Raw genomic sequence first — 19,194 nt, 5'->3', positions numbered from 1 at the left:
TCGCAATGAAAAACCCCGGCATGCCGCGAGGCATGCCGGGGTTGGTGCTGGCGCGGTGCCGTACCGGCAGCGTGTGCCGCCTTACTTCGCCAGTTCGGACAAGCGGACCTGCGAGATCTTGCCGTTCTGCACCCAGCCGACCACGGTGTCGGCCATCGAGCCGCCCTTGGCGTCGATGCCGTCGACTTCGTTGGGATTGACCTCCTTGGCCAGGCCCTTGACCGCATCCGGCATCTTCGCGCGGATCGCCGCGGCGTCGCTGGTGGTGCCGGCCAGCTTCATCGCCCCGGCCAGCGCATACACCATGGTGTAGTTCAGCGACATCTCGGTGGTGGCGTCGCGCCCGTCGTGCAGCTTCTTGTACCGGGCGTTGAAGGCCTGCGTGGCGGGGCGGCTGTCGTTGACCAGCGGCAGCACGCCGATCGAGCCCTCCAGCATGCCCAGGCCGTTGGTGACGCGGGCCATCTCGTCCATCTTGGCCTGGTCCATCACGATAAAGCCGCCCTTGAAGCCCAGCTCGCGCGCCTGCTTGACCACCAGCGCGGTCGGCTCCGACGGACCGCCGACGAACATCACGTCCGGCTTCTCGCTGATGGCGCGCGACACGCCGCTGTAGAAGTCGGTGGCCTTGGTGTACGACATCGGGTTGTTCGCCACCACCTTGCCGCCGGCGGCTTCCCACGCCGGCAGGAAGGCCTGCACCCAGGCCTTGGCGTAGTCGTGGTCGGCCGGGGCCAGCGCCACGTTCTTGCCGTAGCGCTTCATCTGCGCCTTGATGAACGGCTCGATATAGCCGGTATAGGCCGGCGGGATGCGGATGGTCAGCTTGTTGCCGGCATCGGTGATGCGCGGCACGCTGGAATAGGCCATCACCAGGAACTTCTCCTGCTCGTTGAAGGCCTGCAGCGCGAAGATGCCGCCCGAATGCGGCACGAACACCGCCGGGGTCTTGTGCTGCTGCACCAGGCGGCGCCCGTTGATGGCGGCCTCGGCGGGCGAGTACTTGTCGTCCAGCGCCACCACCTCCAGCTTGACCTTCTTGCCCTTGACTTCCAGGCCGGAGGCATTGATCTCGTCCACCGCCATCTGCACGCCGGACAGCACGTTCTTGCCATACAGCGCGGCGCCGCCGGAAAGCGGGCCGGTGTAGCCGATCTTGACCACTTCCTGCGCCAGCGCGGCGCCCGAAGCCAGCATCGCGGCCACGGCGGTGACGGCCAGCGGGAAGATGCGGCGCATGAGGTTGTGTTGCATGGTGTTGTCTCCTGAAAGTACTGCGCTTTGTTTGTTCCGCGGCCCGTGTCGACCGCTTGTTTTCTCCCCTCTCCCGCAAGCGGGAGAGGGAGTACCCACTCGGGATGGATAAGTCCGTCGCTCTTATCCTCCGATGTACGCCTTGCGAATCCCCTCATCCTTCAGCAACGCATCCCGATCCCCCTCCATCACGATCCTGCCGCTCTCGATCACGTAAGCGCGATGCGCAATCCCCAGCGCCGCATAAGCGTTCTGCTCAGCCAGCAGCACCGTGGTCCCCGCGCGGTTGATGCGCTGGATGATCTCGAACATCTGCTTGACCACCAGCGGCGCCAGCCCCAGCGAAGGTTCGTCCAGCAGCAGCGCGCGCGGGCGGCTCATCAGCGCGCGTCCCAGCGCCACCATCTGTTGCTGCCCGCCGGACAGCGAGCCGGCCGCATCGTCCTTCTTCTGCCGCAGGATCGGGAACAGTTCATAGACCTCTTCCAGCGTCTTGCGGATGCCAGCGCCGTCGCGCCGGTGCACGTAGGCGCCCAGCACCAGGTTCTTCTCCACGCTCATGGCCGGAAACAGCTTGCGTCCCTCCGGGCAATGCACCAGCCCCGCCTGCACGATCTGCGACGGCTTCATGCCGGACAGCTCGCGGCCGTCGAAGCGCATGCTGCCGCCGCTGATGCGGTGGATCGCGCTCATCGCCAGGAAGATCGAACTCTTGCCGGCGCCGTTGGCGCCCAGCAGCACCACCAGCTCGCCGGCGCCGGCGTGCAGGGTGATGTTGTCCAGCGCGCGGAAGCTGCCGTACGACAGCGAGACGCGTTCAAGCTGCAACATGGTCGGCTCCCAGGTAGGCCTCGATGACATGCGGATCCTGCTGGATCTGCGCGGGGGTGCCTTCGGCGATCTTCTCGCCGTAGTTCAGCACCATGATCTTGTCGGCCAGGCGCATGATCATGTCCATCTTGTGTTCGATCAGGCAGACGGTCTTGCCATGGCGCACCATCTTGCGGATCAGCTCGGCCAGGCCGACGGTCTCTTCCGGGTTGACGCCGCCGGCGGGCTCGTCGAGCAGCAGCAGTTCCGGGTCGGTCGCCAGCGCCAGCGCGAACGCCACGCGCTTGCGCGCCTCCTGCGTGATGTCGGCCGCGACCTCGTGCGCCAGGTGCGACAGGCCGACGAAGTCCAGCGCGGCCTCGGCCTTGTCGCGGCACAGCCGCTCTTCCTCGCGCAGGCGGCGGGTGTTGAACAGCACGTCGCCCAGCCCGGAACGGGTGCGCAGCCGGTGGCCGACGATCAGGTTGTCGAGCACCGTGGCGCGGTCGAACAGCGCCGTCGCCTGGAAGGTGCGGGCCACGCCGAGGCGTGCGATCTGGTCGGCGCGCAGGCCGGCCACGTCCTGGCCCTTGAACAGGATCTGGCCGGAGGAGGGCGCATGGGTGCCCGCGACCAGGTTGAAGAAGGTGGTCTTGCCGGCGCCATTGGGGCCGATGATGGCGTTGATATGGCCCTGCTCGAAGGTCACCGAGACATCGTGCACGGCGGTCAGGCCGCCGAATTTCTTGGTCAGGTTGCGGATCTCAAGCATGGTCGGCTCCGGCGCGGGTGGTCGGTACAGCGGCGGTGTGGCTCTCGGCGGCGGGCTGGGCCAGCTTGCCGCGGCGCTCGGCGGCGGCCTTGCGCGCCTGCTTCTTCAGGTAAGAGCCGACGATGCCGTCGGGCACGAAGATGATCAGCAGCACCAGCACCGGCCCGAACACCAGCATGCGGTAGTCCTGCATGAACTGCAGCGACTGCGTGATCCACGGCACCAGCACCGCGCCCAGCAGCGGCCCGAACAGCGTGCCGATGCCGCCCACCAGCATCGACATCACCATGTCGAAGGTCAGGTCGGTGCGGGCGATGTCCGGGCCCAGGAAGCGCACCTGTCCCGCGTACAGCGCGCCGGCAAAGCCGGCGTAGCCCACCGACAGCACGAACGACAGCACCTTGGTGCGCATCAGGTTGATGCCCAACGCCTCGGCCAGCGCGTCGCTGTTGCGCACGGCCATGAAGCTGCGGCCCAGCAGCGAGGTGACGATGCGGTGCATCAGGAACACGCCGACCGCCAGGAAGGCCAGCACCAGGTAATACTGCGCCTGCACGCTGTCGAAGCCGAGCGGCCCGATCGCCGCCGGCACCGGGATGCCGATCAGCCCCACCGTGCCGTGCGTCAGGCTTTCCCACTTCTCGATCAGCAGGTAGATGATGTAGCCCACGCACATGGTGAAGATCGAGAAGTAATGGCCCTTCAGGCGCAGCGACACCACGCCGACCACATAGCCCAGCACCATGCACAGCACCCCGGCCAGCACGAAAGCCAGCCAGAACGGCACCTGGTAGTCCACGGTCAGGATCCCCAGCGTGTAGGCGCCGATGGCCATGAAGCCGCCGTGCGCCAGGTTGAGCTGGCCGGTATAGCCGGTGATCAGGTTCAGCCCGAGCGTGGCGATGGCATAGATGAAGGCCAGCGTCATCACGGTCAGGTAGTAGCTGTCGGGCGTGACCAGCGGGAACGCGATCGCCAGCGCCAGCAACAGCATCCAGCCGGTCTTTCCTTGCAGTGCTTTCATGTCTTGCTCCTCAGGCTGCCTTGCCGGCAAACAGGCCCTGCGGCCGGATCGACAGGATCACCACCAGCAGCACGAAGGCGATGATGTCCTTGTAGTCGGTGGAAACGTAGAAGCCGCCGAAGCTCTCGGCCATGCCGATGATCAGCCCGCCGACGATGGCGCCGGGGATGCTGCCCATGCCGCCGAGGATGATGATGACGAAGGCCTTGGTGATCACCAGGTTGCCCATGCTGGGGTAGACCAGGTTGATCGGCGCATACAGCGTGGCGGCGATCGCGGCCAGCGCGCCGGAGATGGCGAACACCAGCAGCGTTACGCGCGTGGCGTCGATGCCGACCAGCGCCGCGCCTTCACGGTTCTGCGCCATCGCCATGATGGTGGCGCCGGTCATGGTGCGGGTCAGGAACAGGTGCAGCAGCACCATCAGCGCAAAGGCGGCGCCGATGATCAGCAGGCGCTGCAGCGGCGCGGTCAGGCCGAACACATCGACGATCTGGCCATAGGGCGTGGGCATGCGGTGGAAGTCCGCGCCCCACAGCGCCTGCGCACCGGCCTCCAGGAACAGCAGGATGCCGATGGCGGCGATCATGTCGTGCAGCTCGGGCGAATTGCGCAGCGGGTGGAACACCAGCCGGTCGGCCAGCATCGACAGCACCGCCACCACCAGCGCCGCGCCCAGCATCGCCAGCCAGTAGTTCACGCCCAGCGCCGTCATCAGGTAGTACGACACGTAGGCGCCTGCCATGTAGAAGGCGCCGTGCGCGAAATTGGGCACGTGCAGGATGCCGTAGACCAGCGTCAGGCCAAGCGCCACCAGGCTGTACACGCCGCCCAGCGTCAGGCCGTTCAGGAACTGTTGAAGGAACAATGCCACGGGGGTACCTCTTGCGGTTCGGGAAAGCAGGCACGCGCCGGCAATGGCCGTGCGTGTTCCGTCGCGGCGACGCCAAGTGCGGCCGCGCAGGTGAAACTCGGGCGCTGTGGGTCAGGCGGACGGCAGCGCGGGTGGTCGTGCCGGAGTGCGGGCGACGGTGCGGGCGTTGTTGCGCGTAGGCGCCACGTCCACGTGCGGGACGAGGCAATGGTGGTGCGCAATGCGGTGCTGCGGATGCTGCATGGCGGTGTCTCCTGTGCGATGCGGCGCGATGGCCGCCCGGCAAGCCGGACGGCGTTGCCGTCCGGTGACGCCGTGTCGGGAAAGCGTTCCCGCACGATCGTTCGTTTTCGCCGACTTTTGCATAGGCGCGCAGGCACCGTCAAGGAAAGCGGCCCGCTATTCCGCACCGCGAAATAGCAGCGGCCGCGCCTCCGGGTAAGCCCTGACGGGCAGGGCCGTCATCATCGCTGCGCTACATGGTTTCCATGCCGCGCCTGCATGGTCCGGACCAGCTTGAAAAAGCCCCCGCCGCTTTCTATGGTGCCTTCATCAGCCCCAAGGCACTGTCGCGGCTATCCACCCTGCAGTTTGCTGATGACCAGGGGGGAGAGCCGATGAAGATTGCGCAGATTGCACCACTAGCCGAACGCTGCCCGCCCAGCCTGTATGGCGGCACCGAGCGCATCGTTTCGTACCTGACGGAAGAACTGGTGCGCCAGGGCCATGAGGTCACGCTGTTCGCCAGCGGCGACTCGGTCACCGGCGCCGAACTGGTGCCGTGCTGCGACATGGCGCTGCGCCTCGATGCGGACGTCGGCGACCATCTGCCCTACTACGTGATGATGCTGGACCGCGTGATGGCGGCCGCCGCGCGCTTCGATGTCCTGCACTTCCATATCGACATGCTGCAATGCCCGCTGCTGCGGCGCCTGCCGGTGCGCGCGCTGACCACCTTGCACGGGCGGCTGGACTTGCCGGAGCTGCAGCCCTTCTATGCGCATTTCCCGCAATTCCCGCTGGTGTCGGTCTCCGACGCGCAGCGCGCGCCGATGCCGCCGGTGAACTGGGTAGGCACGGTCCACCACGGCATCCCGGCGACGCTGCTGGACTACTGCGCCAGTCCGGCGGGCGACTACCTGGCATTCCTTGGCCGCATCTCGCCGGAAAAGCGGCCCGACCATGCCATCGAGGTGGCCGCGCGCGCGGGTTTGCCGCTGAAGATGGCAGCCAAGGTCGACCGGGTCGACCGCACCTACTGGCAGGAAGTGATCCGCCCGCTGGTGGCGGCGCATGCCGAAGTCGAATACATCGGTGAAATCGACGAGTCGGCGAAGTCGGCGTTCCTCGGCAATGCGCGCGCGCTGCTGTTCCCGATCGCCTGGCCCGAGCCGTTCGGCCTGGTGATGATCGAGGCCATGGCGTGCGGCACGCCGGTGATTGCGTTCGACTGCGGTTCGGTGCCCGAGGTGATCGAGCCGGGCATCAGCGGCTATATCGTGCACAGCGTCGACGAAGCGGTGGCCGCTGTCGCCAGCGTGGCGACGCTGCCGCGCGCCGGCGTGCGCGCCGCGTTCGAAGCGCGCTTTACCGCCGAGCGGATGGCGCGCGACTACGTGCGCATCTACCAGGGCTTGCCCAACCCCGGCGACGCGGGCGAGACACATGGCGAGGCCGACGGACTGGCGCTCGCATAACCGCACACGACCACTGCTGGAGAGACCCCCTCATGCCTGCAGAATCCACGGAACATCCCAACCGCTCGGTGGCGGTCGCCGGCGCTGGCGACGTCGCGCAGTTCTATATCCCCGCGGCGGCGTCGCTGCAGGAGCGGCGCCCGCGCACGCTCAAGCATGGCGACACCTTCGCGCTGTTCGACCATAACGGCGACGCGATCGGTGCGCCGGGCAGCCCCGAGGGGCTGTTCCATTTCGACACGCGCCACCTGTCCTTCCTGCGGCTGACGGTGGAAGGGCAGCGTCCGATGCTGCTGTCGTCGACGCTGCGCGACGACAATGCCGCGCTGACGTGCGACCTGACCAATCCGGACCTGTTCGACCAGGAGGGCGCGCTGTGGCTCGAGCACGACCTGATCCACCTGCGCCGCTCGCGCTTCCTGTGGAACGGCGCCTGCTATGAACGCCTGAGCGTGCGCAACTTCGACGACCGGCCGCGGCGCGTGTGCATCGACATCGCCTTCGATGCGGACTTTGCCGACCTGTTCGAAGTACGCGGCACGCAGCGGCTGCGGCGCGGCACCCTGCACCCGCCGCAAGTCGACGGCGCCGCGGTCACGCTCAGCTATACCGGCCTGGACGAGGCGCGGCGCGAAACCCGGCTCTCGTTCGATCCGAAGCCGCAGGAGCTGAGCGGCAGCCGCGCCAGCTTCACGCTGCTGCTCAAGCCGTCGTGCATGCAGCTGCTGCGCATGGAGATCCGCTGCCAGTCGGTGGATCATGAAGAGCGCGAGGCCCAGTCCTTTCTCGGCGCGCTGCTGCAGTCCCGGCGCGAGCTGCGGCGCTCGTCCGGGCGCGCGGCGTCGATCACCACCTCGAACGAGCTGTTCACCGAAGTCGCGCGGCGCAGCATCTCCGACCTGTACATGCTGCTGACCAACACCGTGCATGGACCTTACCCGTATGCCGGCATCCCGTGGTTCAGTACGGTATTCGGCCGGGATGCGCTGATCACGGCGTTGCAGACGCTATGGCTCGATCCCGAGATCGCGCGCGGCGTGCTGCAGTACCTTGCCGCGATGCAGGCCGAGACCGTCGACCCCGGCGCCGATGCCGAGCCCGGCAAGATCCTGCACGAGATGCGCCATGGCGAAATGGCGCGCCTGGGCGAGGTGCCGTTCGCGCTCTACTACGGCAGCGTCGATGCCACGCCGCTGTTCGTGCTGCTGGCCGGCGCCTACCTGCGGCGCACCGGCGATGTCGACACCATGCGCGCGCTGTGGCCCCGCCTACAGGCCGCGTTGGACTGGATCGGCGAGTACGGCGACCGCGATGGCGACCTGTTCGTCGAATACGGCCGGCAGTCGCCGGAGGGCCTGATCAACCAGGGCTGGAAAGACAGCCGCGATTCGGTGTTCCACGAGGACGGGCGGCTCGCCGCCGGCCCGATCGCGCTGGCCGAGGTGCAGGCCTACACCTACGGCGCCTGGCAGGCCGCGGCACAGATCCGCGCGGCGCTGGACGACAGCGAGGGCGCCGCTCGCTATGCCGCCAGGGCGGAAGTGCTGCGCGACGCCTTCGACAAGCACTTCTATGACCCCGCGCTGGGCACTTACGTGCTGGCGCTGGATGGCCAGAAGCAGCCGTGCCGCATCCGCGCCTCGAACGCGGGGCATACGCTGTTCACCGGCATCGCGCTGCCGCAGCGCGCGCCCTCGGTCGTGGGCACGCTGATGCAGAGTACGTCGTTCTGCGGCTGGGGTATCCGCACCGTCGCCGCGGACGCGGCGCGCTTCAACCCGATGAGCTACCACAACGGCTCGGTCTGGCCGCATGACAATGCCCTGATCGCGGCGGGCATGGCGCGCTACGGCTACCACCCCGAAGCGAGCCGCATCTTCGAGGGCCTGTTCGCGGCCTCGAGCTATATCGACCTGCGCCGCCTGCCCGAACTGTTCTGCGGCTTCGCGCGGCAACGCAGCCAGGGACCGACCTTCTATCCGGTGGCGTGCGCGCCGCAGGCCTGGGCCGCGGCCGCGCCGCTGCTGATGCTGCAGGCCTGCCTGGGCCTGGACTTCGACACGCAGGAACCGGCGATCACGTTCGAGAACCCGTCGCTGCCGCCATTCCTGGACGAGGTGGTGTTCCGCAACCTCGGCGTCGGCGGCGGCAGCGCCGACGTCGCGGTGCGACGTTCCGGCGAGCGCGTGGTGGTAGACGTGCTGGAGCGGCGCGGGCCGGTGCGGGTATTGACGCGGAATTAGGCTCTGGCGGTGAGCGCGTGCGCGCCTTGCCGGGGCGCGCGCCGCGCGCTACGCGAGGTCTGCCGGCAGCGCGCGCAGGCACGCCACCAGCGCCGCGACCACATCGTCCTCCACCGGCTGGCGCCGCCACATCACGCCCACCGGCGGCAGGTCCCAGCTCAGCGCATGCGGCAGCACCGCCGCGCCCCTGGCCTCGGCCAGTTCGCTGGCAACGGCCCTGGGCACGATGGTCGTCGCCGCCGGATGCCTGCGCATCAGCGTGGCCATGGTCTTGATCGAATACGTCTCGACCATCGGCGTCGGCTGCGCCACCCCCGCCACCGCGAAGATGGTGTTGATGGTGCGCCGGATCGGCGTGTTGGGCGGCGGCAGGATCCAGTCGCGTTCGGCCAGCCGGTGCCAGTCGAGCGCGCCGCGCGCCAGCCGGGTGGCAGCCGCGGTGGGCACGACCAGCGCCGGCTCTTCGCGATACAGCGGCTGCTGCACGATGTCGGCGCCCGGCGCAAAGAAGGTGCGCGCGATGACGCAGTCCAGTTCATGCTCGCGCAGCGCGCCGACCAGCTCGTCGGTGGTGCCTTCGCGCACCAGCACCGACACCCGCGGGGTCTGCGCCAGGCCGAAGGTGCAGGCCGCATCGAGCACGCCGCGGCTGATGTAGGGAATCACGCCCAGGCGCAGCCGGCCCGACAGGCCCGCTTCGATCGCCGCCAGTTCGCGCCCCAGCGCATCGGCATCGGCCAGTGTCAGCCGGGCGTGCGCCAGCACCGCCAGGCCGGTGGGCGTGGGCTCCAGTCCGCGCCGGGTGCGGGTGAACAGCGGCACCATGAAGATGTCTTCGATCTCGCGCAGGGTCTTGGTGACGGCGGGCTGCGACAGGTTGAGCTCGGCCGCCACGCGCGACACCGAGCGCTGCCGCGCCAGCGCGAGCAGCAGCGGCAGGTGGCGCAGGCGCAGCCGCGATACCAGGTTGTGGACCAGCTTGTCGGGGGCGATGGACACGGGGGCTTGCTGCGCCGGGGGCGGGCGCGATAACGGTATTACCAGATGGTAATACAACAATAACCAAACAGGCACAGCTGGTTATTCCGCAAACCTATACTGGCCGGCATTACTGGAGCCTTGCCCATGTTCACCACCCGTCCCGAGATTGTTGGCACCTTTGGCGTTGCGGCGTCGACGCACTGGCTGGCCACCCAGACCGCCATGGGCGTGCTGGAGCGCGGCGGCAACGCCTTCGATGCCGCGGTCGCCGCGGGCTTCGTGCTGCAGGTGGTCGAGCCGCACCTGAACGGCCCCGGCGGCGAAGTGCCGATCCTGTACTGGAGCGAGCGCGAGCGCGCCATGCGCTCGGTGTGCGGGCAGGGCCCGGCGCCGGCGCTGGCCGATCCCGCCGCGCTGCGCGCCATGGGGCTGGACCTGGTGCCCGGCATCGGCCTGATACCGGCCGCCGTGCCCGGTGCCTTCGGCGCATGGCTGACCATGCTGCGCGAGCATGGCAGCTGGACCCTCGCCGAGGTGCTGGCGCCCGCCATCGGCTATGCGCGCGACGGCTTTCCGCTGGTGCCGCGCATCGCGCGCGCGATCCTGGCGGTGCAGGCGCTGTTCCGCGACGAATGGCACAGTTCGGCCCAGACCTGGCTGCCCGACGGCAAGGTGCCGCGCCCCGGCAGCCTGCACACGCTGCCGGTGCTGGCGGCCACCTACACCCGCATCGTCGAAGAGGCCCAGCGCCGCAGCGATACCCGCACCGGCCAGATCGACGCGGCGCTGGATTGCTGGTACCGCGGCTTCGTGGCGCAGGAAATCGATGCGTATTGCCGCCATACGCGGGTGCGCGACACCACCGGCGACAAGCACGCCGGACTGCTGCGCCTCGAGGACATGGCAAGCTGGACGCCCGGGATCGAGGCGCCCGCGACCCTGGATTTCGGCCGCTATACCGTGGCCAAGTGCGGCATCTGGAGCCAGGGTCCGGTGTTCCTGCAGCAACTGGGCATGCTGCGCCATGCCGGCCTGGAGCAGCATGCGGCGGATTCACCCGAGTTCGTGCACCGCATTGCCGAGGCCGCCAAGCTCGCCATGGCCGACCGGCTGGCGTGGTACGGCGACCCGCATTTCTCCGCCAGCCCGCTGGCGGGGCTGCTGGACGATAGTTACCTGGCCGCGCGCGCGCAGCGCATCGGCGCGCAGGCGGCACTGTCGCTCGAGCCCGGCACGGTCAACGGCATTGCGCCGCGCCTGCCCGACCTGGCCGCGGCCACGCGCACGCTGCAGCGCGCCGACGTGCGCTTCGGCGTGGGCGAGCCCACCTTTGCCGAGCTGCCGCCGGTGGCCGAGTGGGCCGAACAGGAGATCTTTGTCGGCGATACCTGCCATATCGACGTGATCGACCGCCACGGCAACATGGTCGCGGCCACGCCGTCGGGCGGCTGGCTGTCGTCGAGCCCGACCATCCCGGCGCTCGGCTTTGCGCTCAATACCCGCCTGCAGATGACATGGCTGGAACCCGGCCTGCCCAATACCCTGGCGCCCGGCAAGCGGCCCTGCACCACGCTGTCGCCATCGCTGGCGCTGCGCGACGGCGAACCCTACATGGTGTTCGGCACGCCCGGCGGCGACCAGCAGGACCAGTGGTCGCTGGCATTCTTCCTGCGCCATGCCGTGCATGGCATGAACCTGCAGGAGGCGATCGACGCGCCGGCCTGGCATGTCGACCACTTCCCGGCTTCGTTCTGGCCGCGCCAGACCGTGCTCAACCGCATCAGCGTCGAATCGCGCTTCCCCGACAGCACGCTGGCGGCACTGCGCGAGCGCGGCCACGACGTGCGCGTGGGCGAGCCATGGTCCGAGGGCCGCATGTCGGCCTGCTCGCGCCAGTTCGACGCCCGCGGCCGGCTGGTGCTGCGCGCCGGCGCCAATCCGCGCGGCATGCAAGGCTATGCCGCCGGACGCTGACGATCCAACCGGTTCCACCCAATAGACAGACAGCAACGACGACGGAGGAGTAACACCATGCGATGGATGACCAAGACCCTGCTGGGCGGCATGGCCGCGCTGGCGATGTGCCTGGGCGGCGCCGCACGCGCCGCGGACAGCTGGCCGCAGAAGCCCATCACGCTGATCGTGCCGTGGGCCGCCGGCGGCTCGACCGATATCCTGGCGCGCGTGCTGTCAGAACACCTGACCCGCTCGCTCGGCCAGCCGGTGATCGTCGACAACAAGCCCGGGGCCTCCGGCAATATCGGCTCGGCCATGGTGGCGCGTGCCAGGCCCGACGGCTATACGCTGCTGGTCGGCTCGATGAGCACGCACGCGATGAACCCGGCGCTGATGCCGAACATGCCGTTCCGCGGTGTGGAGGATTTCACGCCGCTGGGCCTGCTGGCCTACGTCACCAACACGCTGGTGGTGCATCCGTCGGTGCCGGCGCAGAACGTCAGGGAGCTGATCGCCTACGCCAGGGCCAATCCGGGCAAGCTGGCCTATGCCAGCGCCGGCCCGGGCTCGACCAACCACCTGAGCGCGGTGCTGTTCGAGAAGATGGCCGGCGTGCAGATGCTGCACGTGCCGTACAAGGGCGGCGCGCCCGCCGTGGTCGACACCGTGGCCGGCCAGACCCAGCTGCTGTTCTCGGCCGGCACCCAGACGCTGCCGCACGTGAAGGGCGGCAAGCTGCGCCTGCTGGCCGTCACCGAGGGCAAGCGCTCGCCGTTGCTGCCCAATGTGCCGACCGTGGCCGAAACCGTGCCCGGCTATGAACTGGCGGTCTGGTACGGTGCCTTCGGTCCTAAGGGCATGCCGGCAGAGCTGGCCGCGCGCCTGAACCGCGAGATCAACGCGGTGATGTCGCTGCCCGAGGTCAAGTCCAAGATGAACGCCATCGGCGTCGAGACCGCGACCTCCACGCCGCAGCAGTTCGGCGCCATCCTGCAGCGCGATGCCGACCGCTACGGCAAGCTGATCCGCGAACTCGGCATCAAGGGGGAATGACATGAGCCTGCTGCGCACCGCCTCGCTGGTGGCGGCGGCCAATGTGCTGTGCGACCAGCTGCAGCAGGCCCGCGATCCCGGCGCCGCGTTCGACGCGATCGGCGCCGCCACCCTGCAGGCGCTGGGCCCCGGCCTGCTGACCATCAACGCCTGGCATGCCGGGCCGGCCCAGATCGAACGGCTGTGGTCGTCGCACCCATCCGCTTATCCGGTCGGCGGACGCAAGCAGAAGGGCGACAGCCGGTGGCGGCGCCAGTTGCTCGAGCGCGGCGAGGTCTTTGTCGGCGAGGGCGATGCCGCGCTGGCGGCGGTGTTCGATGACGTGCAGGCCATCCGCGCGCTTGGCTGCACGGCGGTGGTCAATGTGCCGCTGTGCTGCCAGTCGCGCGTCATAGGGACCTTCAACTATCTGGCAGATCGCTTCGCATGGTCGCCGGCCGAACTGGCAGCGCTGCGGGTGCTGGCGGCGCTGGCCGGGTCCGCCGTGCGGGACTGCCTGGAGGCGCGGGCATGAACGCGGCCATCTGATCCACGCGCTTCCCCGCCTTCAGAGCAGCCGTGCCGCCTCATCGAGCAGGGCGCCCGATGACAGCATCTCGCCACGGTCGAAGCGCACCAGCGCAAAGGATCGCACCAGCGGCGGATCGCCCGGGATGCGTGCGGTAAGCAGCTCGATCTCGTGCGCCGGCGCCGTGCTTTCCGGTGCCAGCAGCACGTTCATTGCGCTGAGCCGCAGGTGTCTCGACTCAATGGACAGGAAGTCGCGCGCGTTCGTCAGTACCTCGGCCAGGCATTCCAGCTGGCGTTCAAGCGCGCCGGCATCCTTGCCGAGCTGCGCCAGTTCCCGGTCGTTTTGCGCGACCTGTGCGCGCAGCGTGGCTTGCTCGCCAGGTCCGCCGTCGCCATTGCCATCGCCGCCGAGCACCGAGCGCATGCCGGTGCCTTGCCGCTCGAGCAGGCGCAGGCGCGCCACGAGCAGCGCCTGTTCGCGCTCGAGCACGTTGCGGCGCGACTTGCCGGCTGCGACGCGGGCCAGGCTCTCCAGGGTCAACTGGTCGAACAGCCGCCGCACGATTTCCTCGCGCAGGGCCGCTTCGGTGCGGGCAATGATCCTGACCTTGTGATCGCTGAAACTGATCACGGTCTGGGGCACGTCCGCGCGCATGACATCGCCTTCCAGCGCCACGCCTAGCGTGCGCCGCTCGGCCATTGCCATGCCGAGCACAGCATAGGCCTGCGCCGAATCGGCCGACTGCGCAAAGAACTCGCGCAATTCGGGAGACCGGCTGAAGCCCAGTTCCACGTCATGGGGCGTGCCGAAAAAGGCGTGAATATACGGGTCGCTGGCCCAGGCTTCCTTGCTGGCGTCGCGCGCGGCGGGAAGTTGCCGGACGAGTCCCTGCACATAATCGAGTGCCTGTTCCAGCGCGGGCCGGATTCGCTGTTGGTAGCGCGGCACCAGCCGCAGGCGCGGACTGAGACGGGTGACGCGTTCCGTCAGTTCGGCAAGCTCCCGCGATTCGCGTGCGGGGACCTGCGTTTTGCGCCGGCGCATCCACCCCAGGAAGCCCATCAGCATGCTCCTGCATTGTCCCGCCCATGCCGCTTGCGCGGTTCTGTGCTGGCGGTCCGGTTGGCCAATACGTCGTGGCAGCCGCAGGTACCCCTCCGTTGGCAGGGGGTTATGCGGCGATGCCGTGCCTTGATTGCCTGTTCAATCTATGATTCATTGACGCAGTGCGCCAGGACTTTGATGACGATGCGTACGCACGGCTCTGGTTTTTCACGCATCAATGTGCGCCGGCCGATCCGTCCCGGCATATCGTCGGGCAGACCGGCGCGGCAGCGGTTGCGCAACGCCAAGGAGAAGGCCATGAGTTCAATGATGCTGGTGAATATCGACGCGGGGACCACCGATGACGAAATCCGCGACTTTCTGGTGCGCTACGGACTGCCGGCATTCGACGACATCACCCGCGTCGAGGGCGATGGCTCGCGGCCGGCCGTGAGGCTGCATTTCAACGAAGTCGATGCCGGCACGTTGCGCGGATTGGTGCCGCGTATCAACCATATTTTCTGGAAGCAGCGCAAGGTCGACGCCATGGTGCTGGCCGAGCGCTTCGAGTAAGGAGGCGCCATGGCCATGCGCTGCCGGCGCGTAGCCGCCGCCGCCGGGCTTGCCGCGGCCGTGTCGGCGTGGCCGGCCTGGGGCTACTTTGACCACTACCTGGCAGGCACCATCGTCGGCACGCTGGGCCAGGCCCAATTGAATTCCGCGTGGGGCGTCTTTGGCAAGACCATGGACGAGGCCGCCGACGGCGCAAGCGTTGCGTTCAGCTTGCCGGCCGACCAGCGGCACCGCGCGGTGGAAGGATCGTTCACGCCGTTGCAGACGCGCACGGATCGCGGCGACGCCTGTCGCCAGGTGCGCAGCGAGTTCCGCCGCGCCGGGCAGTCCGAATCGTGGACCGGTTGGTACTGCAAGGAACAGGGCGGCTGGAAGTCGCGCAAGCTGCCGGACTAGCGCTGGGCGGGTCAGGCGCGGGGGTGCGCGTGGCTAGTAGCGTTCCTCCACGTAGCGGTATGGGTAGTTCGGCTCGCGGTAGCCGCCGGCTTTCTGCCTGGCAGGCAGCTTGACCGCCTTGCGCGGGATCTGCTCGTACGGGATCTGCGCCAGCAAGTGTGTGATGAGGTTCAGCCGGGCGCGCCGCTTGTCATTGGAATTGGCCACGTGCCACGGCGCGTAGTCGGTATCGGTGGCGGCAAACATGGCGTCGCGCGCGCGCGAATAGTCGTACCAGCGGCTGTACGAGCGCAGGTCCATATCGGTGAGCTTCCACAGCTTGCGCCCGTCGTGGATGCGCGCCTGTAGCCGGCGCGTCTGCTCCTCCTGGCTGACCTCGAGCCAGTACTTGATCAGGATGACGCCGGAATTCACGATCGCGCGCTCGACCAGTGGCACGGCGCGCAAGAATTCCTCGGCCTGGGTTTCGGTGCAGAAACCCATCACGCGCTCGACGCCGGCGCGGTTGTACCAGCTGCGGTCGAAGATCACGACCTCGCCGGCCGCGGGCAAGTAAGGCAGATAGCGTTGTACATACATCTGGGTCTTCTCGCGCTCGGTAGGCGCGGGCAGGGCGACCACGCGGAACACGCGCGGGCTGACGCGCTCCGTGAGCGCCTTGATGGTGCCGCCCTTGCCGGCACCATCGCGCCCTTCGAACACGATGCACACCTTGATGCCGCGCGCCTGCACCCACTGTTGCAGCTTGACCAGCTCGACATGCAGCGCAAACAACTCCTTGCGGTATTGCTTCTCGGACAGCCGCCCGGCCTCCTTGCCGGGCTCGGCAGGCTCGTCCGTGGCCTCGTTTGCGCCGGTCTCGGGGTTGTGCCTATCGGTCTCGCGCAACGGCTCGTCGATGTCGTGCTTGTCGTGGTGCTTGCCCTTGCCCTTGCCTTTGGCCATGGTTTTTCCTCCGCCTTGCAATGCTGCTTTCTGTTTCCGCCGTGCCGCCGCGCGCGCAGTCATCCGGCGCGGAATGGCGGATCGTTTTCGCAATGGAAGCCAGGCGTCAACGGAATCTGACGCGAATCAATTTTATGTACAAATTTCCGGTAGTGGCGGTGTGCGCCGTAAATCGGTTGAAATCCCATAAATGTCGTACTACCTTCATATCGCGTATTCAGCATGAACGCGCGCGTCGAATCGGCGCGCAGCGGTAGCCCGCACCCATCGCATTCGACAACGGCATGCGCCGCACGCCCATGCCGCACAAGCGCCGCACCCGGTCGCGAGGAGGGAATATGGCCTTTCTGGTGAAACGGCTGCTTGGGTCCGGCCGGGCATGGCTGCTGGCGGCGCTGATGGCCGTGGCAGCTGGCGCCGGCGCGCAGGGCGCGCCGGCGGGCGGCCAGGGACAGACCCCTGCCTTCAAGCCCGAGGAGATCGAGGCGCTGGTCGCGCCGATCGCACTGTATCCGGATTCGGTGCTGTCGCAGGTGCTGATGGCCTCCACCTATCCACTGGAGATCGTTCACGCGGCGCGCTGGCTCAAGGCCAATCCCGGCATCAAGGGCGATGCCGCGGTCAAGGCGGTGGCCGACCAGCCATGGGATGTCAGCGTGAAGTCCCTGGTGGCATTCCCGCAGGCGCTCGAGCCCATGAACGACAAGCTCGACTGGACCCAGAAGCTGGGCGATGCCTTCCTGGCGCAGGAAAAGGACGTGCTTGCTGCGGTGCAGCGCCTGCGCGCGCGGGCGCAGCAATCGGGCAACCTCAAGAGCACGGAGCAACAGACGGTCATCGTCGAGCCCGCCACCAGCAGCGCCACCGGCACGCAGAGCGTGGTGCGCATCGAGCCGGCCGACCCGCAGGTGATCTACGTGCCGGCGTACAACCCCACGGTGGTCTACGGGGCCTGGAGCTATCCGGCCTACCCGCCGTATTACTGGCCGCCGTATCCCGCCTACTATCCGGGCGCGGCGCTGGCCACCGGCCTTGCCTGGGGCGTCGGGCTGGCCGCGGCCGGCGCCATCTTCGGCAATTGCAACTGGGGCGGGGGCGACGTGAATATCAACGTCAACCGCGCCACCAATATCGACCGCAATTTCGACCGCACCAAGGTGCAGGCCGGCGGACGCTGGCAGCACGACGCCAGCCACCGCCAGGGCGTGGCCTACCGGGACAACGCCACGCGCGAGAAATTCTCGCGCGATGTGCCGGGCGCGGACCGCCGCAATGATTTTCGGGGCCGCGAAGGCGGAGCCGGCGGCCGCGGCGAGGTCGCCGATCGTGGCCAGCGCGATCGCTCGGGCGGTCTCGAGCGTACTGGCGGCGGCGAGCGCGCGGCCTTGTCGGATCGTCCCGGCGGTGGCGACCGCGCCGGCGTCTCCGACCGCGCCGGCGTCTCCGACCGCGCCGGGGCTTCCGACCGCTCCCGCGGCGGCGTGGGCGGAGGCGGGCGCGACAACGCCTTCCAGGGCGTGGGCGGTGGCGCTGCTTCGCAGCGCGACTTCGACCGTGGCCGGTCCAGCATGCAGTCAGCCGGCGCGCACCGCGGTGGCGGCGGCTTCGGCGGCGGTGGTGGCGGCCGCGGCGGCGGCGGCTTTGGCGGCGGTGGCCGCGGCGGCAGGCGCTAAGTGCAGGGAGCCTCGATCATGACCTCACCTCTCGCGCTTGCCTTGCGCCATCCGGTCCGGTATCTGGGCTGGCTGCCCGGCCTGTTCCTCGTGCTTGCCATGGCGTACGGGCCGGCGGCGCGCGCGCAGAAGCCCTTCGGTTCGGCCGAGGCAGCGATGAACGCCTTCGGCGACGCTGTTGCCCGCCAGGACGACACTGCCATGAAAGCGCTGCTGGGCAATGATTTTCGCCAGCTGATCCCGCCTGTGGGCGCGGAAATCCGGCAACGCTTCCTGGAGCAATGGCAGGTCGCGCACGCGCTCCAGCCGGTCGACGACAGCCACGCCCGCATCGCCGTGGGCAACGACGGCTGGACCCTGCCGGTGCCGCTGGTAAAGGGCGCCAGGGGCTGGCAGTTCGATACCCGCGCCGGGGTCGAGGAGATGCGCCTGCGCCGTGTCGGGCGTAACGAGCTGGCGGTGATGCAGACCATGCTGGCGATCTACGATGCCCAGCGCGAATATGCCCAGACCGACCACGACGGCGACGGCGTGCTGGTCTATGCGGGCCAGCTGGCGAGCACCGCCGGCAAGCGCGATGGCCTGTACTACCCGACGCGCGACGGCGAGCCGCCCAGCCCGCTGGGTGCGGCTTTCCTCACGGCCGGCAAGGGCAAGGCGGGGCAGGGCTACTATGGCTACCACTACAAGCTGCTGACCGCGCAGGGCCCGCATGCGCCCGGCGGCGCTTACAACTATGTGGTCAACGGCAAGCTCTTCGGCGGGTTTGCGGTGCTGGCCTGGCCGGTGAAGTACGGCGATACCGGCGTGCAGAGCTTTATGGTCAGCCACGACGGCCAGCTGTTCGAGCGCGACCTCGGGCCCGACAGTGCGGCCCAGGCCGCGAAGATCCGGTCGTTCGACCCCGGCCCCGGCTGGAGCCGGGTGACGCCATGACGTGCGCTACACGGGGGGCCATCAAGCGTGCCATCAAGCGCGCGGGCGCTGTGCCGGGTGTCGTGGCCGCGGCTGGCGTGGTGCTGTGGCTGTCGGCGTGCGCCTACCCTTACCCGGTCGAGCCGGTGGCGATGGTGCCAACCACCTACCCGGGCTCGCAGCCCACGCGCTACGACCGCGCCTTTGACGCCGCGGCCGGCGCCTTGCAAGACCAGGGCGTCACGATCCGGGTGCAGGACGCAACCGCCGGCACCATCGCCGGCAGCCGCAACAACCGGCCGGTGTCGGCAAGCGTTCGGCGCCAGGCCGACGGCACGGTGCGGGTGCAGTTCGACGGCGGCGACCCTGACGACCCGGGCCTGATGCAGCGCATCTCGCGCAGCTATGACGCGCGCATGGGGCGCTGAGCCGGCCTCCCTTGCCACGCCGGCGCGCGCGCGGCCCGCGGCGCG

Annotated in this window: 18 protein-coding genes; 10 read left to right on the top strand and 8 right to left on the bottom strand. The window is 68.6% G+C overall.

Features of this window, described 5'->3' with window-relative positions:
- Positions 1–81 precede the first annotated feature (81 nt).
- The 5 genes from CBM2588_RS27695 to CBM2588_RS27675 form a co-directional block, all read right to left on the bottom strand.
- On the bottom strand, positions 82–1,254 hold the full coding sequence (locus tag CBM2588_RS27695) for an ABC transporter substrate-binding protein (RefSeq protein WP_115683441.1): 1,173 nt from the start codon (positions 1,252–1,254) through the stop codon (positions 82–84).
- A gap of 123 nt (positions 1,255–1,377) precedes the next feature.
- The gene (locus CBM2588_RS27690; protein WP_115683440.1) at positions 1,378–2,085 is read right to left on the bottom strand and encodes an ABC transporter ATP-binding protein; all 708 of its coding nucleotides are present in this window, start codon (positions 2,083–2,085) and stop codon (positions 1,378–1,380) included.
- Positions 2,072–2,836, bottom strand: coding sequence for an ABC transporter ATP-binding protein (locus tag CBM2588_RS27685; protein WP_012356559.1), 765 nt, complete (start codon positions 2,834–2,836; stop codon positions 2,072–2,074). The genes CBM2588_RS27690 and CBM2588_RS27685 overlap by 14 nt, the downstream gene beginning before the upstream one ends.
- Positions 2,829–3,860: a branched-chain amino acid ABC transporter permease gene (locus CBM2588_RS27680; RefSeq protein WP_115683439.1), complete on the bottom strand. Its 1,032-nt coding sequence runs from the start codon at positions 3,858–3,860 to the stop codon at positions 2,829–2,831. The genes CBM2588_RS27685 and CBM2588_RS27680 overlap by 8 nt, the downstream gene beginning before the upstream one ends.
- Positions 3,861–3,870: 10 nt before the next feature.
- Positions 3,871–4,734 (bottom strand): branched-chain amino acid ABC transporter permease, encoded by an 864-nt coding sequence (locus CBM2588_RS27675; RefSeq protein WP_111516884.1) that lies wholly within the window; start codon positions 4,732–4,734, stop codon positions 3,871–3,873.
- Between the two features lie 617 nt (positions 4,735–5,351).
- Between CBM2588_RS27675 and CBM2588_RS27670 the strand changes: the two genes are divergently transcribed.
- Positions 5,352–6,431, top strand: coding sequence for a glycosyltransferase family 4 protein (locus tag CBM2588_RS27670; RefSeq protein ID WP_115683438.1), 1,080 nt, complete (start codon positions 5,352–5,354; stop codon positions 6,429–6,431).
- 32 nt (positions 6,432–6,463) lie between these two features.
- Positions 6,464–8,674, top strand: a complete 2,211-nt coding sequence (locus CBM2588_RS27665) for an amylo-alpha-1,6-glucosidase (RefSeq protein ID WP_115683437.1) — start codon at positions 6,464–6,466, stop codon at positions 8,672–8,674.
- Between the two features lie 48 nt (positions 8,675–8,722).
- Here the strand turns inward: CBM2588_RS27665 and CBM2588_RS27660 are convergent, their stop codons facing one another.
- Entirely contained in the window at positions 8,723–9,673 is a 951-nt protein-coding gene (locus CBM2588_RS27660; RefSeq protein ID WP_115683436.1) for a LysR family transcriptional regulator, read from the bottom strand.
- A 126-nt stretch (positions 9,674–9,799) separates the two neighbouring features.
- On the opposite strand from CBM2588_RS27660, the gene CBM2588_RS27655 reads away from it, so the two are divergent.
- The 3 genes from CBM2588_RS27655 (at position 9,800) to CBM2588_RS27645 (ending at position 13,178) form a co-directional block, all read left to right on the top strand.
- Positions 9,800–11,629, top strand: a complete 1,830-nt coding sequence (locus CBM2588_RS27655) for a gamma-glutamyltransferase family protein (RefSeq protein WP_115683435.1) — start codon at positions 9,800–9,802, stop codon at positions 11,627–11,629.
- A gap of 66 nt (positions 11,630–11,695) precedes the next feature.
- A complete protein-coding gene (locus CBM2588_RS27650) occupies positions 11,696–12,664 on the top strand; it encodes a Bug family tripartite tricarboxylate transporter substrate binding protein (protein ID WP_439897375.1) in 969 nt (322 codons plus the stop codon).
- Position 12,665: 1 nt separating this feature from the next.
- Entirely contained in the window at positions 12,666–13,178 is a 513-nt protein-coding gene (locus CBM2588_RS27645) for a GAF domain-containing protein (protein WP_115683433.1), read from the top strand.
- A 33-nt stretch (positions 13,179–13,211) separates the two neighbouring features.
- Here CBM2588_RS27645 and CBM2588_RS27640 read toward each other — a convergent pair whose 3' ends face one another.
- The gene (locus CBM2588_RS27640; RefSeq protein WP_115683432.1) at positions 13,212–14,243 is read right to left on the bottom strand and encodes a hypothetical protein; all 1,032 of its coding nucleotides are present in this window, start codon (positions 14,241–14,243) and stop codon (positions 13,212–13,214) included.
- A 174-nt stretch (positions 14,244–14,417) separates the two neighbouring features.
- Here CBM2588_RS27640 and CBM2588_RS27635 point away from each other — a divergent pair, with 174 nt between their 5' ends.
- Both CBM2588_RS27635 and CBM2588_RS27630 read left to right on the top strand, forming a co-directional pair.
- Positions 14,418–14,792, top strand: a complete 375-nt coding sequence (locus CBM2588_RS27635; protein ID WP_439897470.1) for a hypothetical protein — start codon at positions 14,418–14,420, stop codon at positions 14,790–14,792.
- Positions 14,793–14,801: 9 nt separating this feature from the next.
- Entirely contained in the window at positions 14,802–15,188 is a 387-nt protein-coding gene (locus tag CBM2588_RS27630; RefSeq protein ID WP_115683430.1) for a hypothetical protein, read from the top strand.
- 33 nt (positions 15,189–15,221) lie between these two features.
- Here the strand turns inward: CBM2588_RS27630 and ppk2 are convergent, their stop codons facing one another.
- Complete coding sequence (gene ppk2, locus CBM2588_RS27625) at positions 15,222–16,133, bottom strand: polyphosphate kinase 2 (RefSeq protein ID WP_115683429.1); 912 nt, start codon at positions 16,131–16,133, stop codon at positions 15,222–15,224.
- A 338-nt stretch (positions 16,134–16,471) separates the two neighbouring features.
- Here ppk2 and CBM2588_RS27620 point away from each other — a divergent pair, with 338 nt between their 5' ends.
- From CBM2588_RS27620 to CBM2588_RS27610, 3 genes are read left to right on the top strand one after another with little or no spacing between them, the layout of a single operon-like run.
- A complete protein-coding gene (locus CBM2588_RS27620) occupies positions 16,472–17,806 on the top strand; it encodes a DUF3300 domain-containing protein (protein WP_115683428.1) in 1,335 nt (444 codons plus the stop codon).
- 18 nt (positions 17,807–17,824) lie between these two features.
- Positions 17,825–18,742 carry a DUF2950 domain-containing protein gene (locus CBM2588_RS27615; protein WP_115683427.1) on the top strand — a complete coding sequence of 306 codons (918 nt, stop codon included), beginning with the start codon at positions 17,825–17,827 and terminating at the stop codon, positions 18,740–18,742.
- Positions 18,739–19,149 carry a hypothetical protein gene (locus tag CBM2588_RS27610; protein WP_231942296.1) on the top strand — a complete coding sequence of 137 codons (411 nt, stop codon included), beginning with the start codon at positions 18,739–18,741 and terminating at the stop codon, positions 19,147–19,149. Before CBM2588_RS27615 ends, CBM2588_RS27610 begins: the two co-directional genes overlap by 4 nt.
- Positions 19,150–19,194 lie beyond the last annotated feature (45 nt).

This window comes from Cupriavidus taiwanensis, from assembly GCF_900250075.1.
In the GTDB taxonomy this organism is placed as follows: Bacteria; Pseudomonadota; Gammaproteobacteria; order Burkholderiales; family Burkholderiaceae; genus Cupriavidus; species Cupriavidus taiwanensis_C.
Note: the sequence above shows the minus strand (reverse complement) of the source record. Positions and strands in the feature narration are given on the sequence as shown.